16 protein-coding genes and 1 pseudogene are annotated in these 15,140 nt (G+C 72.1%); 9 read left to right on the top strand and 8 right to left on the bottom strand.

Annotated elements, in window-relative coordinates:
- Positions 1–11 precede the first annotated feature (11 nt).
- A complete protein-coding gene (locus RMT89_RS13590) occupies positions 12–983 on the bottom strand; it encodes a helix-turn-helix domain-containing protein (RefSeq protein WP_315883983.1) in 972 nt (323 codons plus the stop codon).
- 195 nt (positions 984–1,178) lie between these two features.
- Between RMT89_RS13590 and RMT89_RS13585 the strand changes: the two genes are divergently transcribed.
- Positions 1,179–1,628 (top strand): hypothetical protein, encoded by a 450-nt coding sequence (locus RMT89_RS13585; protein ID WP_315883982.1) that lies wholly within the window; start codon positions 1,179–1,181, stop codon positions 1,626–1,628.
- A 107-nt stretch (positions 1,629–1,735) separates the two neighbouring features.
- Positions 1,736–1,945, top strand: coding sequence for a hypothetical protein (locus tag RMT89_RS13580; RefSeq protein WP_315883981.1), 210 nt, complete (start codon positions 1,736–1,738; stop codon positions 1,943–1,945).
- 1 nt (position 1,946) lies between these two features.
- Here RMT89_RS13580 and tgmB read toward each other — a convergent pair whose 3' ends face one another.
- The 3 genes and pseudogenes from tgmB to RMT89_RS13565 form a co-directional block, all read right to left on the bottom strand.
- On the bottom strand, positions 1,947–2,930 hold the full coding sequence (tgmB, locus tag RMT89_RS13575; protein WP_315883980.1) for an ATP-grasp ribosomal peptide maturase: 984 nt from the start codon (positions 2,928–2,930) through the stop codon (positions 1,947–1,949).
- 17 nt (positions 2,931–2,947) lie between these two features.
- The gene (tgmA, locus tag RMT89_RS13570) at positions 2,948–3,139 is read right to left on the bottom strand and encodes a putative ATP-grasp-modified RiPP (protein WP_315883979.1); all 192 of its coding nucleotides are present in this window, start codon (positions 3,137–3,139) and stop codon (positions 2,948–2,950) included.
- Between the two features lie 500 nt (positions 3,140–3,639).
- A pseudogene (locus tag RMT89_RS13565) lies at positions 3,640–3,822 on the bottom strand (hypothetical protein); the annotation flags it as partial.
- Positions 3,823–4,089: 267 nt separating this feature from the next.
- On the opposite strand from RMT89_RS13565, the gene RMT89_RS13560 reads away from it, so the two are divergent.
- Complete coding sequence (locus RMT89_RS13560) at positions 4,090–5,076, top strand: hypothetical protein (protein ID WP_315883978.1); 987 nt, start codon at positions 4,090–4,092, stop codon at positions 5,074–5,076.
- A 3-nt stretch (positions 5,077–5,079) separates the two neighbouring features.
- On the opposite strand, the gene RMT89_RS13555 is transcribed toward RMT89_RS13560, so the two are convergent.
- Positions 5,080–6,372 (bottom strand): hypothetical protein, encoded by a 1,293-nt coding sequence (locus tag RMT89_RS13555; RefSeq protein ID WP_315883977.1) that lies wholly within the window; start codon positions 6,370–6,372, stop codon positions 5,080–5,082.
- A 210-nt stretch (positions 6,373–6,582) separates the two neighbouring features.
- Positions 6,583–7,077 carry a lamin tail domain-containing protein gene (locus RMT89_RS13550; protein WP_315883976.1) on the bottom strand — a complete coding sequence of 165 codons (495 nt, stop codon included), beginning with the start codon at positions 7,075–7,077 and terminating at the stop codon, positions 6,583–6,585.
- Between the two features lie 67 nt (positions 7,078–7,144).
- Between RMT89_RS13550 and RMT89_RS13545 the strand changes: the two genes are divergently transcribed.
- Complete coding sequence (locus tag RMT89_RS13545) at positions 7,145–7,759, top strand: zinc-binding dehydrogenase (protein ID WP_315883975.1); 615 nt, start codon at positions 7,145–7,147, stop codon at positions 7,757–7,759.
- Here the strand turns inward: RMT89_RS13545 and RMT89_RS13540 are convergent.
- Positions 7,743–8,948, bottom strand: a complete 1,206-nt coding sequence (locus RMT89_RS13540; protein WP_315883974.1) for an MFS transporter — start codon at positions 8,946–8,948, stop codon at positions 7,743–7,745. The two genes, RMT89_RS13545 and RMT89_RS13540, sit on opposite strands and share 17 nt — an antisense overlap.
- 144 nt (positions 8,949–9,092) lie before the next feature.
- On the bottom strand, positions 9,093–10,010 hold the full coding sequence (locus RMT89_RS13535) for a LysR family transcriptional regulator (protein ID WP_315883973.1): 918 nt from the start codon (positions 10,008–10,010) through the stop codon (positions 9,093–9,095).
- Positions 10,011–10,116: 106 nt separating this feature from the next.
- Here RMT89_RS13535 and RMT89_RS13530 point away from each other — a divergent pair, with 106 nt between their 5' ends.
- From RMT89_RS13530 to RMT89_RS13510, 5 genes are read left to right on the top strand one after another with little or no spacing between them, the layout of a single operon-like run.
- Positions 10,117–11,115: a fumarylacetoacetate hydrolase family protein gene (locus RMT89_RS13530; protein ID WP_315883972.1), complete on the top strand. Its 999-nt coding sequence runs from the start codon at positions 10,117–10,119 to the stop codon at positions 11,113–11,115.
- On the top strand, positions 11,112–12,068 hold the full coding sequence (locus tag RMT89_RS13525) for a cyclase family protein (protein WP_315883971.1): 957 nt from the start codon (positions 11,112–11,114) through the stop codon (positions 12,066–12,068). The genes RMT89_RS13530 and RMT89_RS13525 overlap by 4 nt, the downstream gene beginning before the upstream one ends.
- A 23-nt stretch (positions 12,069–12,091) precedes the next feature.
- On the top strand, positions 12,092–13,216 hold the full coding sequence (locus RMT89_RS13520) for an FAD-dependent oxidoreductase (RefSeq protein WP_315883970.1): 1,125 nt from the start codon (positions 12,092–12,094) through the stop codon (positions 13,214–13,216).
- Entirely contained in the window at positions 13,213–14,196 is a 984-nt protein-coding gene (locus RMT89_RS13515) for an amidohydrolase family protein (RefSeq protein WP_315883969.1), read from the top strand. Before RMT89_RS13520 ends, RMT89_RS13515 begins: the two co-directional genes overlap by 4 nt.
- 5 nt (positions 14,197–14,201) lie before the next feature.
- Entirely contained in the window at positions 14,202–15,134 is a 933-nt protein-coding gene (locus RMT89_RS13510) for a VOC family protein (RefSeq protein WP_315883968.1), read from the top strand.
- The last annotated feature ends 6 nt before the right edge of the window (positions 15,135–15,140 follow it).

Below are 15,140 nucleotides of genomic sequence, written 5' to 3'. Positions count from 1 at the left end.
TCGAACTGACGTCAGGAACCCGCCCCGGCGCCCGCCGCCTTGGTGTGGAAGGCCGCGCGATAGGCGTACGGGGTGGTGCCCGCCACCTTGCGGAAGCGCTCCCGGAACGCGGTGGGCGAGCCGAAACCGGACTGTTGTGCGATCCGTTCGACGGAGTGGTCGCTGTTCTCCAGCAGATACTGGGCCCGCCGCACCCGGGCCCGGAGCAGCCACTGCAGTGGAGTCGTGCCGGTCTGCTCGCGGAAGCGGCGGCTGAAGGTGCGCTCGCTCATCCCCGAGCGGGAGGCCATGGCCGCCAGGGTGATCTCGTCGGACAGATGGTCCTCGATCCAGTCCAGCAGCGGCTCCAGGGTCGAGCCCCGCGGCACGGGCGGATGCTCGTGCACGATGAACTGGGCCTGTCCGCCCTCCCGTTCGAGCGGCATCACGGACATCCGGGCCGCGTTCGCGGCGACGGCCGAGCCCAGGTCCCGGCGGATCATGTGCAGGCACATGTCCAGGGCGGCCGCGGCCCCGGCCGAGGTGAGGATCTGGCCGTTGTCGACGTACAGCACATCCGGTTCCACCTCGATCTGCGGATAGCTGCGGGCCAGCAGGCCGGCGGCGACCCAGTGGGTGGTGGCGCGCAGCCCGTCCAGCAGTCCGGCCTCCGCCAGCACGAACGCGCCCACGCACACCGACGCGATCCGGGTGCCGGCCTCGGCTGCCTGCCGCAGCGCGGCCACGACCCGGTCGGAGAGCGCCGGGGCTCCCTCGGCCCGGCCCGGCACGATGATCGTGTCCGCGTCCGCCAGGGCCTCCAGGCCCCGGTCCACCCTGAGGGCGAAGCCGCAGTCGGCGCGCACCTCCGGGGTCTCGGCGCACAGGCGGACCCGGTAGGCGGGGCGGCCGTCCGGCAGCCGCGTCCAGTCGAACACCTGCATGGGTGCCGCCATGTCGAACGGCACCACGTCGTCGAGGACCAGGATCGCCACCGTGTGCATGACGGCCACCATAGGCGGATTCCCGCCGATGGCACGAGCCCAGGTCAGCGGCCTGTCGTACGGGTACACGCAGGGCAGTGCTGTTGGCGAGAATCCGTTGGAAGCTGTCACTTCCGCCTCTGTGCGATCACCCGGGCGCCTCCTAGCGTGGCCGCGTACCCCGCACACCCGTGGACCAGAGGCGGACGCCCCCTGATGACGAAGTTCCTGCTGACCCTGCATGTCCTGGCCGCGATCGTGGCCATCGGCCCGGTCACCGTCGCGGCCAGCATGTTCCCGCCCGCGGCGCGCACCGCCCAGGAGGGCGGACTGAACACCGTCCGGCTGCTGCACCGGATCTGCCGGGTCTACTCCGGCATCGGGCTTACGGTGCCGCTGTTCGGCTTCGCCACCGCCGCCGCGATGGGTGTCCTCGGCGACGCATGGCTCACCACCTCCATCACCCTGACGGCTGTGGCGGCCGGCGTCCTGGTCGCGTTCGTCCTCCCCCGTCAGGATGAAATCCTTGAGCAGCTCGCCGCGGACCAGGCCGTGGAGCGGTCCGGGACGGTCCAACTCGCCATGTTCACCGGCATTTTCAACCTGTTGTGGGCGACCGTCACCGTCCTCATGATCGTGCGTCCGGGTTCCACGACAGGCGCCTGACCGTCGTCAAGCCCGATCCCGGAATTAGCACCCGCGTGTGCCCGGGCGCCTACACTCGGCGGTCGTGCCCATGTGGATGGGCCACGACACGAAAGGCGCGTTGACGGGTGTTCCAGGATTCCCCCATTTACGACCGACTGATCTCGGAGCGCGGCGACGTTCCCCTGCAGGTGCGCCGGGAGGCCGAACGCGTCAGCAGGGAACTGGAGTTCGTCATGCAGCCGCTGAACTCCTTCGGTGCCCCGCCCGTCGAGCGGCAGCCCCACCCGGGCGCCGGCTGGCAGCGCTCCGCCCTGCCGCCCGGAGGGCGGCTCTGACTCAGGAGACCGCCGAGTTCGCGCCGTTCAGCCGCGCGGGCCGGGGCGCGAGGGGCCGGGACAGCCACTCGGCGATGGTCCGCGCGATCGGCTGGCCCGTGTCCACCTCGATGAACCCGAACTGCCCCGACTGGTTGCACTCCAGGAACCACCAGGTGCCGTCGGCGTCCTCGACGAAGTCGAAGGCGCCGTAGGCCAGTTCGGCGCCCCGCAGGTAGGAGCGCACACTCTCGGCGATGCGCGGCGGCACCTCGGCCGGCTGCCAGGGCGCGGTGGTCGAGGCGAACCGGACGTCCACCTCGTCCGGGGGCGCGTCCGCCGGCACCGGCTTGCGAGCCGCCAGCAGCCGCTCGCCCACGACGGTGAGCCGGATGTCCGCCCGCTTGGCGACGCGCCGCTGAAGCAGGGTGGGTCCGAAGGCCACGGCGGAGAAGTCGGCGTCGGGGGCGACTCTGCTGGTCGGCACCGCCCGGGGCGGGTCCTGCGGATGGGCGCCGGAGACCGGCTTGACGACCAGGTCCGGGTAGCGGTCGGCGAACTCCCGGGCGGCCTGCGGAAACGTCGTGATCAGCGTGGCCGGCACCGGCAGCCCGCAGCTCTGGGCGAGACGCAGCTGCCAGGGCTTGTGCCGGGCCCGGTGTGCGGCGTCCGGGTCGTTCATCCACCGGGCGCCACTGGAACGGAGCATGCCGTACAGCGCGTGCGCGGACTCCTCCGTCAGCCAGGGGGACGGGCGCGCCGCACGGGACGCCGGGATCCCCGGCCGGCGCACCCACACCGAACGCAGCCCGTCGAGGCCCACCAGCCGCCCCCCGGACGACAGATGGCCGCGGAAGCCGCCGTGCACATACTCGCCGGACAATGCGGCCACACCGGTCAGGTCGGCGGGGTCGAGCCGGACCACCGGCACCGCGCAGGCGTTGAGGTGCGCCACCACCATGTCGGCGGTGACGTCCTCTTCAGTGGTCAGAATCAACACGGTCATCGTGGCGGGTTCCGCGTTCAGTCGTCGAAGTGCGTCTTCGACCCCGCCGTGGACGTGGTCGTCCCCAGCTCTCTGAGCAGAGCGTGGTCGCTGGCGGCGATCCGCCCGTCCAGGAGCACGTTCAACTGCAGTCCGGAATCGTAGGCATAGACAGCGGTGACCTCCGCATCCGCCGCCGGACGTGCGTAGTTGAGCGCGAACGGTTGCATCGTCTCTCCCTCGCCGGTGCTGCTTCGATCAAGCGGGACACCCACCCGGGGACGTCGCTTGGTCCGCCGACTTCCTTCGGCTTCCACTCACTTATACGAATCGAACGGGTGATTGGTTTCCTTACTCTGTGTAACCACCGCCGGGGCGAGGCCCCGACTGCCGCTCCCAGCAGGCCCGTTGGCCGACACCGGGATCAGGCGGCATCACCGCGTCGACCGACGCCCGAAGGCCCGGAAAGGGTTCCGGGACCACGCCGGTCGACGGACCCGCGCAGGGCGCGCAGGGCGAGCAGAAGTACGCCGATGTCGTCCAGGTACACCGGATCGGGCACTAGGGGGTGTTTTGAAAGTCCTGTGCGGTGCCCGCGGTGTTCGGTGCGTGCCCTCGGCGTGCCGGACGAAGGCCCTCGTACTGGACGTACTTGGGTCTTTGGCCGGTGCGGCGAGGGTGCGTGCCGGGCGCCGTGGGTGCTGTGCGGGACTTTCAAAACACCCCCTAGATCGGCCGGCAGTACGAAGTACGCCAGGGCGCCCCAGAACACCCAGCGCGGCCCGGTCGGCAGGCCCGCGCGACGCAGTGCGCGCCGGGTCCGCACCAGCCGGACCAGCACCGCTACGGTCACGGCCAGCAGGGCGGCCGCGAGGACCGCGGCGACGAGGATCACCGCTGTGGTCGAGTCCACCGACCCCTCCTCACCTCTCGGGCGTGCGCCGGGGGGTGCCCGCGCACACGCGTCTCTTGACGGATTCCCTGCTCCGGCGCGCGTATGGCCCGGGCGCGGCAACCGGAGCAATCGAACATCCGTCAGAACGGGGAAGGGGCGGGGTCTCATACCCCTGGCCCACCCGGGTGGCGGCCCGGGGCGGCAACGCCTAGTAATGGTCTCCGTACAGTCGCGTGTCGCTTCGGGGGCGCAGGAGCGGCCGCGCACCCTTCCCTGGAGCCGAGGATGACCACCCGCTCTTCATCACCCAGTTCGAACGACCCCGGCATACCCGCCACCGCAGGCGAGGAGCCCGAGCCCACGTACGACGACCCGGTCGGCGGCCTGGTGCACGCCGCCGTGGCCGACCGGCCCGTGGAGGAAGTCGCCCAGCTCATCACCTTGTTGGAACGCTCGCCCGAACACGCCCGGGCCACGGTCGAAGCCCTCCGGGCCGTCGGCGTGGACCGGACCGTGGAGGACGTCACCCGGCTGGTCGATCTGCTGACCCGGCCGCCGCGCACCGCCGACAGCGCGGACGAGACGATCCGCGCCGCAGCCGAACAGCGCTCGCTGGACGACGTGTCCCGGCTGGTCGCCCTGCTGCACCGCACCGACCTGGAGCCCCACTGCGGCCAGGAGGCGGTCCGCGCGGCCGCCACCGGACGTCCGGTGGAGGAGCTCGTCGAGCTGATCCGGCGGCTGTCCGAGGAGCGCGACCGCCCGCCGGCGACCGAGCCGCTTCCGGAGCCCGCCGGCGACGGCCTGGCCCCGGGGAGCGTGCCGGGCAAACAGGCGGCCCGCCCGCCCACCTGGCCCGGCCGGCTCACCGTCACCGCCCTCGTGGTCTGCGCGGTGGCCTACTTCCCGCTGCACCGGGACGGAGCCTCCCTGCGCGTCTACGGCCTCGCCCTCGGCATGTCGGTGGTGTGTCTCGCGGTGGCGCTGCTGCTGACGCTGCGGATCACCGCACCGGTCCTGGCGGGCGCGGTCCTGGTGCCGGCGGTGCTGGCGGCGGCCCAGCTCCTCGAAGGCCGGGTGCCCTCGGCGGGCCTGTCCCGGGCCCTGGACCTCACCCTCGCCCCGGCCTGGGCGGCCGGGCCCGCCGCCGTCTGCGCGTCCCTGGCGGCGCTGACGGCCCTGCTGGTGCATCTGGCGACGCCGACGCCGGTCAGGACACAGGCGGCGGCACCGGAACCGGAACCGGCCGCGGTCGGCCCCGCGACGGAGTGACCGTCAGCCGACGTCGGTCCGCCCCGAGGGCTGGTCGGGGTCGGTCCGGCGTCCCGGTGCCACGTCGGCGTCGGTCCGTCGCGAGGGTTCGTCGGGGTCGGTCCGGCGTCCCGGTGCCGCATCGGGGCCGGTCGGGGGCGGGGGTCCATCGGGGTCGGTCCGCCCCGAGGGCTGGTCGGGGTCGGTCCGGCGTGCCGACGGCTTCTCCTCCCGTGCGGCGTCCGTGCCCGGGCGCAGGGCCAGGGCGGTGTCCTTGAGCCGGCCGAACGTCCGGGTCAGATGCTGCAGTGGGGACTCGGGCTGCGGCCGGCGCTCGGGCAGGGCGCCGGCCGACTCGCGGTAGGCGGCCAGCGCCTCGTGGGCCTGCTCGGCGGCCTCCCGGTACAGGTCGCGGGACTTCGTCATCGCCTCCAGCGCGTCCGCGTACATGGCCACCAGGGCGCGCTCGCGGGCGAGTTCCTCTTCGAGGGTGAGCAGACGCCACTGCTCGCGCAGCGCGGTCACGGCCTCGTCGGCGCCCTCCGGCAGCGGTCGCGTCAGCGCCGCGAAACGGGTCACGGCGGCGATGAGCTCGGCCGGCTCGGAACCGTCGAGGAAGACGCTGCGCACGGAGAACCCGCTCGCGTCATAGTCCGCCGGGGCCGGGGAGCCCGGCAGCACCACGGCGCCGCCCCTCGGCACCTCCACACCGCAGTCCCGCAGCGCCCAGTTCACCACCCGCAGCTGCTGGGGGGCGGCGCGATGCTCCACCACCCGGTGCCGCAGGCTCGGCGGCAGCATCGTCGCGAGCGGCTTGCGCCCGCGCTGGTCGGTGGTCATCGCCTCGTGGACGACGACATGGATGGTCCAGCCGTCGCGGGCGGCGTCCTTGAGCAGGCGCCGTACCGCCTTGTCGTCCTCGGGGAGGGGGTTGAGGTCGCGCAGGCGTCCTTCCGTGACCGGTTCACGGTCCCAGTCGGCGTCCGCGTCCTGCGGCCAGAACACCGCGGCGGGCGACGGCCACCGGGGATCCCAGGGGCGTTCGGCCTCCGCCGCCAGCACCCACGCCCGTCCGTCGGAGACGGTCATCCTGGCCCGTACGGTCACCGTGTCCTCGACCCGCCAGCGGGCTTCGAACACCCGCGCGGTCTCGGTCTGGGCCTCGGCCGGTTCGTGGAAGTCGTCGATGCCGCCGTCGTCCCTGTGCCGTGTCAGACACTGCCGGACCACCTCCTCGGCGGCGGATCCGGCGTGGTGGCCGCGGGCCAGCCACACCGTGGGCGGAGTCGTGGAGCGGTCGGTCGGCGAGGTCGGCATGAGTCCCTGGGTGCGACGGGGGCAGGTGCTCGTCCCAGTATCGACGCCGCAGGCAGCCACGTGTCACCGGGGGGTCCGCACACGGGGTGTGCGCCGACCGCTCCGCACGAGTGCCGTTCACTCGTGGTCCGATCCGGCTCCGGTCATGAAAATGGCGGTGCGCAGGGCCCGCCCACCATCCGCATCGGGGCGGGCCCTGCGCACTTCGCGTCAGCCGTGGTACTTGATGTACCCGTTGCCGTCCGGGTCCGAGCCGCTCTTGGTGTAGGAGTGCGAGTCGGCCCCGGCGCCCGTGGGCTTGTACAGGTAGATCGAGTCCTTGTCGTTGTTCCAGATGAAGTTGCAGTTGTCGCGGTAGACGACGTTGTTCGCGTCGGAGTCGCTGCCGTGGCCGCCGCGCAGCTTTATCTGGTCACCGGGCTGCAGGTAGTGGTTGGAGGTGAACGTGAACCTGTTCCCGGCCTTGTCCTTGACGACGTACCCCTTGAGGTTGACCGTCCTGCTGGACGAGTAGTTCTTGATCTCCAGGTACTCGGCCTTGGTGTTCCCGGTGGTGCAGTTGTTGGAGTCGCTGCCCGGGGCGTCGTACTGGACGCCGCGGATCTTCAGTGCCGACGAGTACTCGGTGGCGTGGGCCGGCACGGCGGCGAGCGCGCCCAGGGCGCCCGCGGCGGTGGCCGTCGCGATGAGCAGGCGTATACGCATGACGAAGTCCCCCCTTGTGAAGGTTCGGTGAAGAGACCCGATCATATGCATGGGAGAGGGGAGTTGCGTGCCGCGGGGATTCGGCGCACTCGTCGAGGTCGGCGGGGCGCGCGCCGGGGACACGGTCGTCCTGACCGCCGCCTCCAGCGGCGTGGGCCTGGCGGCGATCCAGGTGGCCCGCCGTGTGGGCGCGGTGCCCGTCGCGACGACCCGCACCTCGGCCAAGCGGGAGGCGCTGCTGAAGGCGGGGGCTGCCGAGGTGATCGTCACCGAGGAGGAGGACGTCGTCGACCGGGTGCTCGCCGTCACCGGCGGCCGGGGCGCCGAGTTCGTCCTCGACGCCGTGGCCGGCCCCGGCATCATGGACCTGGCCCGGGTGGTCGCCCCCGGCGGGACCCTCTTCGTCTACGGCGCACCGAGCGGCGAGGCGACCCCGTACCCAGGGATCGAACTCGGCCTGCCCGCGCTGAACATGCGTACCTACACCGTCCTGGAGACGACCAGGGACCCGCTGCGGCTGCGGCTGCGCCGGGCCGAGGCGTTCGTCTCCTCCGGCCTGAGCGGCGGTGCCTTCTCTCCGGCCGTCGACCGGGTCTTTCCCCTGGACGAGGTCGTCGAGGCGCACCGCTATCTGGAGGCCGGCCACCAGGTCGGCAAGATCGTCGTCACGGTCGACCACTGACCGGCGCCGGGGCCGCCACCGGCCGTCGGCGTCGGGCGACGAGGCCGAGGCCGGCCGCGCCGAGCGCCCCGGCGGCCGCGAGGACGCCCATGGCGTCGGCCAGGGTGCCGACGGCCGCGGTGAGCGCCAGGACGACGAGCGGGCAGATGAACTGGCCGATGAAGAAGGAGCCGGTCCACAGTCCGGTGCCGCGGCCGCGGTCGGCGTAGTCGAGCCGGGACATGGCGAGGGTGAGCAGGCTCGGCAGCATGATGCCGCCGCCGAAGCAGTTGATGACGGCGCCGAGGGTCAGGACGACGGGGTCGGCGGCGAGCCAGATCACCGCGAACCCCAGTCCGCACAGGGCGAAGACGCCGGGCAGCCAGGCCTCCGGGCCGCGGCCGGACTTGGTGAAGACCCCGGCGCCCAGCACGGTGGCGGCGCTGGACGCGGCGATGGCCAGACCGATGGTGCCGGAGTCCTCCACGCCCATGTCGTCCAGGAGGAACGCCATCTCCACCTGGACGGTGTAGAAGAGGACGGCGCCGAAGACGGTCAGCGCGCACGTTCCGGCCAGCGGACGCCAGGGGAAGGGCCGCCGCACCGGGCCCGGCTCGCCGGACTTCGCGCCGGCCGGGGACTGCGGCAGGAAGGCCGCCATCGCGGGGGCGAGCAGCAGGGTCACCGCGTACGCCCAGAACGGCGCGCGCCATCCCGCCGAACCGGCCGCGCCGCCCAGCACGAAGAACGCCGTCGCCGAGATCGAGGCGCACATCGTCTGCAGGGCCAGGTAGCGGTCGCGCTGCCGGCCGGAGGAGTAGTCGCCGATCAGCGTGGTGCAGCAGGTCATGATTGCGGCCTCGACCACACCGACCAGCGCGCGGCTGGCGACGATGGCACCGAGGGAGTCCAGCCACAGCGGGGCCGTGCCGAGAAACGCGTACAGCACGGTGGCGATGACGAGGAGGCGTTTGCGGCCCAGCCGGTCGACGACCACGCCCGCGAAGGGGGCCAGCAACGCGAGTGACAGGGCGGGGATCGTCAGGGCCATCGGCACCAGCGCGTCGGCGCCGGGGACGTCGGAGAAGTGGTCGCGCATCTGCGGCAGGACCGGGGCGATGAGCACGGCGCCGAGGATGGGCAGACAGCTGCCGGCCATGAGCAGGGTGATGCGCAGACGGTGGCCGGGGACGGATTCGGTTGCGGGCATGCGGGAACTCCACCTGGCGGAGGGGGGATGGCACAGACACGGCGCACACGTCGAGCGGAACGGCTCCGGCGCCTGGTGGAGACGACTATCGGCCACCCGCCGGGTGCTGCCTAGCCCCCGCCCGATCGCGATCGCGGATGCCGATCATTCATCCCCTGGATGCCCCAGGCCCGCGCCCACGCGCGCCGCGGTTTCCCGCAGCCAGATGTGCGCCGCGTCATGCGTGTGCACGGGATGCCACCACATCGCCTCCTGGAGGGGCACCGCCTCGTACGGCGGATCCATGACGCGTACGGCGGCCACCCCGCTCAGCAGATCGGCCAGGCTCCGCTGCACCAGGGCGATCCGGTGGGTGCCCGCGACCAGGAAGGGCAGCACCTGGAAGCTGTCGACGGAGACCTCGGCATGCGGGTCGATGCCCAGCATGCTCAACTGCCGTGCGGCGGGCGCGTCGTAGGTGCGCTGGTAGATGACCCAGGGCAGGCGGGCCAGGTCCGCCATGGTCAGCCGGTCGCCGACCTCGTCGTTGGAGTCGGCGACGAGGAAGGCCCAGCGGTCGGTGAACAGATCGACGGCGGGGAAACCGCTGATGATGCCGTGCGGCATCAGCAACCCGTCGACCGCGCTGAGCGCCGTCGCGGTCTCCTCGGTGGCATCGGCCGGGGTCCGCTGGAACCGCAGCCGCACCCCAGGGGCCTCGGCGTGCACGGTCCGGGCGAGTTCGGCGCCGAAGACGGCGATCGCGTAGTCGGAGGCGAGCAGGGTGAACTCGTGCTCCTCGCTGCCCGGGACGAACTCCGCCCGGCTGCTGAAGACCCGCTCCAGCAGATCGCAGGCGGTGGCGGTGCGGTCGAGCAAGGCCCGCCCGAGAGCGGTGAGTTCGTACTGTCCGCCGACGCGGGAGAGCAGCTCGTCGTCGAAGTGGCGGCGCAGCCGGGCCAGGGCCGCGCTCATCGCGGGCTGGCTGAGTCCGATGCGCTGCCCGGCCCGGGTGACGTTGCGTTCCTCCAGCAGGGCGCGCAGGGACAGGACGAGATTGAGATCGAGGCCCGACAGATGCACGGCGCTCCCCGGTGCTATTCGTGCTGTGGATGATCCTCATCAGAAGAATCGATTTCCCAGATTACGGGATGTGGGGCCAGATTGGGTCCACCGCAATCTGGAGGACATGCCCGTGAAACCCGCCGCCCCTTCCGCGTCCTTCTCCGGACCCTTCGCCCTCGGCACCTTTTCCGCCCCTGACCAGGCCCCCTTCCCCGGCCTCGTGACGCCCGAGAGCCGCGTGCTGGACCTTCGTGCGCCACTCGGCGACCCTCTCCTGACGACCCGGCGGATCTGCGAGCGCTGGGTGGAGTTGCTGCCCCGGCTGCACGAGCTGGCCCGCGACGCGGCCGGCGACTGGCAGCCCCTGGACGCACTGGGCGTCCACGCCCCCGTAGAGCCCCGCCAGGTCTTCCAGTCCGGCGCCAACTACCGGCAGCATGTGATCGACCTGGAGGTCGCCCACCGCGCGCCCGACGATCCGCGCACGGTGGCGGAGGCCCGCGCAGAGGTCGCCGCGATCATGGACCGGCGGGCCGCCGAGGACCTGCCGTACGTCTTCATCGGCCTGCCGAGCGCCCTCACCGGCCCCTACGACGATGTCGTCCTGCCCGCCTGGGCCGAACAGCCCGACTGGGAGCTGGAGTTGGCGGCGGTCATCGCCAAGCCCGCCCACCGGGTCCCCGTCGAGGAGGCCCTGGACCATGTCGCCGGGTACACCATCGCCAACGACCTCACCGACCGCGCCACCGTCTTCCGCCGGGACATGAATGCCATCGGCACCGACTGGCTGCGCAGCAAGAACGCGCCCGGCTTCACCCCGCTCGGCCCGTGGATCGTCCCGGCCGGGTCGATCGCGGACCCGGCGGACCTGCGCGTCACGCTGAAGCTGAACGGCGAGACCATGCAGGACGAGTCCACCAAGGACATGATCTTCGGCGTGGCGCGCATGGTGTCGTACGCCTCGCAGAGTGCCCAACTCCTCCCCGGTGACCTGGTGTTGACGGGCAGCCCGGCCGGCAACGGCATGCACTGGGGGCGGCTGCTGCGCGAGGGCGACGTCATGGACGGCTCCATCACCGGGCTCGGCGCCCAGCGCACACGCTGCGTGGGGGAGACGGAGTGAACCGCCAGGACCCCGAGGGCGCCATCGCCGAGGCCGCCAAGGCGTACTCCAACTGGGGGCGCTGGGGCGAGGACGACGTCCTCGGCACCCTGAACTTCCTCGACGAGGCCAAGCGGCGTGAGGGTGCCGCGCTGGTCCGGCGGGGCGTGAGCTTCTCGCTGGCGCAGCGCTTCGACATGAACGGACCGCAGAAGGGCTGGCGGCGCCGCACCAACCCCGTGCACACCATGCTGGACACCGGCACCGACGCGGCTCTCGGCAACCAGGGCTTCCCCCATGGGCTCGGCGGCGCCGACGACGTGATCGCCATGCCGCTGCAGTGCTCCACCCAGTGGGACGGCCTCGGGCACATCTTCGACCACGGCAAGGCATGGAACGGACGGGACGCCGCACGCACCGTCACCTCCGACGGCGACCTCGTCACCGGCATCGAGCACATGGCGCGGTACGTCGCCGGCCGCGGCGTCCTCCTGGACGTGGGCCGGGTCATCGGCGACCAGGGCGAGTTGCCCGACGGCTTCGCCATCACCGAGGAGCACCTCGCCGCGACCGCCGAGGCGCACGGCGTCACCGTCGGCCGCGGCGACCTCGTCGTCGTACGCACCGGGCGGCTGGCCCGCGCCCGGCGCGAGGGCTGGGGCGAGTACGCGGGCGGCGACTCGCCCGGCCTGTCCTTCACCACGGCCGGCTGGCTGCACCGCACCGAGATCGCGGCCGTCGCCACCGACACCTGGGGATTCGAGGTGCGGCCCAACGAGTTCGAGCGGGCCTTCCAGCCGCTGCACCAGGTCGCCATCCCCAACATGGGCCTGCTCATCGGGGAGATGTGGGACCCCGACGCGCTCGCGCAGGACTGCGCCGACGACGGCGTGTACGAGTTCTGGCTCACCGCCGCGCCCCTGCCCATCACCTCAGCCGTCGGCTCACCCGTCAACCCGGTCGCCGTCAAGTGACCCGTCCAACGAAGGAGTTGGCCATGGGAAGAGAGAAAACCGTGCTCGTCGTCGGAGGCGGCACGTCCGGCAACGCCATGACCGTACTGCTGCGCCGGGCCGGCATCGCCGTGGACCTCGTCGAGGCCCAGCCGGACTGGAACGTACGCGGCTCCGGCATCACCCTCCAGGGCAACGCCCTGCGCGTGCTGCGCGAGCTCGGCGTCTGGGACGAGATCCGCGCCCACGGCTTCTGCTTCGACTCCCTGGGCCTGACCGCGCCCGACGGCACCGTGCTGCACACCAGCGAGGACCTCCGCACCGGCGGCGACGACCTCCCGGCCACCCTCGGCATGCAGCGCCCGGTCCTGCAGCGCATCCTCACCGACGCCGTCCGGGCCGGCGGCGCCCGGGTCCGGCTCGGCACCACCGCCGAGATCCTCACCCAGGACGACAAGGGCGTCACCGTCCGCCTCAGCGACGGCACCGAGCGCCGCTACGACCTCGTCGTGGCCGCCGACGGTCTGAACTCCGCGACCCGCGCCGCCATCGGCATCGACGACAAACCCGCCCCCACCGGCATGGCCATCTGGCGCGTCCCGGCACCCCGCCCGGCCGGAGTGGACCGCACCGACCTCGCCCACGGCGGCCCCTGCTACATCGCGGGCTACACCCCCACCAGCGACGACACCGTCTACGCCTACCTCGTCGAGGCCAACCGCGACCGCGCCACCATCCCGCCCGAGTCCTACGCACAGGAGATGCGCCGACTCGCCGAGGGCTACGGCGGCGCCTGGACGGAGATCCGGGAGTCCATCACCGACCCCGCGCAGGTCAACTACACCTGGTTCGACCGGCTGCTCGTCGAAGGCTCCTGGCACCGGGGCAGGGTCGTCCTCGTCGGCGACGCCGCCCACTGCTGCCCGCCCACGATGGCCCAGGGCGCGGCGATGTCCCTGGAGGACGCCTGGGTGCTGGCCCAGCTGCTCACCGGCGGCGCGGACTGGGACGAGGAACTCCTCAGGAGCTACTACGAGCGGCGCATCGACCGGGTCCGTACGGTCGTCGAGGCGTCCGTACGGATCGGGCAGTGGCAGCTCGACGGCGTCCGCGGGGACCTGCCCGGGCTCATGGGCGCCACCATGGCCGTACTCAGGGAACTGCCGTGAGGGCCTCCACCGTCGATGTGCACGCGCACCTCCTGCTGCCGCAGGTCGACGTCCTCGTCGCGGACCTCCCCGGCTTCGCCGAGGCCAAGGCGCTGGACGCCCGCCGCAATGGTGCCGCCTCCCTGGCCGTCAGCGGCCCCATGGTCGCCGCGCGCATCCCGCGCCTGACCGATGTCGGCGCCCGGCTGGCCGCGATGGACGCGCAGGGCGTCGACATCCAGCTCGTCAGCCCCTCCCCGTCGCACTACCACCCCTGGGCCGACGAGGACACGGCGGAGAAGCTGTACCGGCTCGCGGGCGAGGCGACGGCCGCGCACTGCGCCCAGGCCCCGCAGCGGCTGCACGGTCTCGGACTCGCGCCCCTGCAACACCCGGAGCAGGCCGTACGCGCCCTGGACCAGGGGCTGTCGGGTGTCGAGATCTCCAGTCACGCACCCGGACGGGAGCTGTCGGACCCGGCGTACGAGCCGCTGTGGGCACGCGCCGAGGAGACGGGGGCCATCCTCTTCCTGCACCCCTTCGGCTGCACCCTCGACGAGCGTCTTGACCGCTGGTACCTGTCCAACACGGTCGGCCAGCCGGTGGAGAACGCGGTCGCGCTCTCCCACCTGATCTTCTCCGGAGTGCTGGACCGGCACCCGCAGTTGAAGCTGATCGCCGCGCACGGCGGCGGCTACCTTCCCACCCACATCGGCCGCTCGGACCACGCCTGGCGGGCCCGCCCCGATGCCCGCGGCTGCGCACGGGAGCCGAGCAGCTATCTGCGGCAGCTCTACTTCGACTCCCTCGTCCACGATCCGTACGCACTGCGGGAGTTGGTCCGGGCCGCGGGCGCCGACCGGGTGCTGCTCGGCTCCGACTTCCCCTTCGACATGGGCACCGAGGACCCGCTGGACGCCCTGCGCGCCGCACGCCTGTCCGCGGCCGACTTCGACGCCGTACGAGGCGGCAACGCGGCCGCCCTCCTCCGGAAGGACTGACCACCATGCGTCTGCTCACCCATCTGCGGCACGTCGACCTCGCCGTGCCCGACTACGACAAGCAACTCGACTTCTACGCCGGCGTCTGGGGCCTGACCAAGGTCGCCGAGGACTCCGGAATCTCCTTCCTGGCCGCCGAGGGCTCCCCGGAGCAGTACGTCGTACGGCTGCGCAAGTCCGGCGAGAAGCGGCTCGACCTGGTCTCCTACGGCGCCGCGTCCGCCGCCGACGTGGACACCCTGGCCGAGCAACTCGCCGCCTCCGGGGTGCGGTTGATCTCACAGCCCGGTAAGGCCGACACCCCCGGCGGCGGATACGGCTTCCGCTTCTTCGACGTCGACGGACGCACCATCGAGGTCCTGGCCGATGTCGAGGTCCGGCGGCACCGCAGGATCGAGGAGAAGGAGTCGATCCCGGTCAAGCTGTCGCACGTGGTCCTCAACTCCCCGGATCTGAACCGCACTCGGGAGTGGTACGAGCGCCACCTCGGCTTCCGTCTCTCCGACACGCTCAGCTCGCCGCACATGGGCGAGGTCATGCACTTCATGCGGATCAGCAACCAGCACCACTCCATGGCCATCGCCCAGGGCCCGCACACCTCCCTGCACCATGTCTCGTTCGAGATGCGCGGCCTGGACGAGTACATGCGCGGCTCCGGACGCGTGATGCGCTCCGGCGCGCGGAAGATCTGGGGCCCGGGCCGGCACATGGCGGGCGACAACACCTTCACCTACTTCCTCGACCCGCACGGCAACACGGTGGAGTACACGACCGAACTGGAGCTGCTGGACGAGGACACCTGGCACCCCAGCGTCTACGACTTCTCCAAGCCCGAGGTCACCGACCAGTGGGGCACCGCCAACCCGATGAACGAACTGGTCGCCAAGGAGTCGTTCAACGACGTCGACCGCGGCTGCTTCGTCGCACCGCCGGTGTGAGGCCCC

The sequence above is a fragment of the Streptomyces sp. P17 genome (genome assembly GCF_032436805.1).
Lineage (GTDB): Bacteria > Actinomycetota > Actinomycetes > Streptomycetales > Streptomycetaceae > Streptomyces.
This window is presented reverse-complemented; position numbering and strand designations above follow the sequence as displayed.

Bases quoted from the DNA above. Each gene is read 5' to 3' on its own strand.
- RMT89_RS13530 (WP_315883972.1), top strand. From the start codon at position 10,117: ATGCCCGTGAAACCCGCCGCCCCTTCCGCGTCCTTCTCCGGACCCTTC.
- RMT89_RS13585 (WP_315883982.1), top strand. From the start codon at position 1,179: ATGACGAAGTTCCTGCTGACCCTGCATGTCCTGGCCGCGATCGTGGCC.
- RMT89_RS13520 (WP_315883970.1), top strand. From the start codon at position 12,092: ATGGGAAGAGAGAAAACCGTGCTCGTCGTCGGAGGCGGCACGTCCGGC.
- tgmA (WP_315883979.1), bottom strand. From the start codon at position 3,139: ATGCAACCGTTCGCGCTCAACTACGCACGTCCGGCGGCGGATGCGGAG.
- RMT89_RS13540 (WP_315883974.1), bottom strand. From the start codon at position 8,948: ATGCCCGCAACCGAATCCGTCCCCGGCCACCGTCTGCGCATCACCCTG.
- RMT89_RS13560 (WP_315883978.1), top strand. From the start codon at position 4,090: ATGACCACCCGCTCTTCATCACCCAGTTCGAACGACCCCGGCATACCC.
- RMT89_RS13590 (WP_315883983.1), bottom strand. From the start codon at position 983: ATGCACACGGTGGCGATCCTGGTCCTCGACGACGTGGTGCCGTTCGAC.
- RMT89_RS13555 (WP_315883977.1), bottom strand. From the start codon at position 6,372: ATGCCGACCTCGCCGACCGACCGCTCCACGACTCCGCCCACGGTGTGG.
- tgmB (WP_315883980.1), bottom strand. From the start codon at position 2,930: ATGACCGTGTTGATTCTGACCACTGAAGAGGACGTCACCGCCGACATG.
- RMT89_RS13550 (WP_315883976.1), bottom strand. From the start codon at position 7,077: ATGCGTATACGCCTGCTCATCGCGACGGCCACCGCCGCGGGCGCCCTG.
- RMT89_RS13510 (WP_315883968.1), top strand. From the start codon at position 14,202: ATGCGTCTGCTCACCCATCTGCGGCACGTCGACCTCGCCGTGCCCGAC.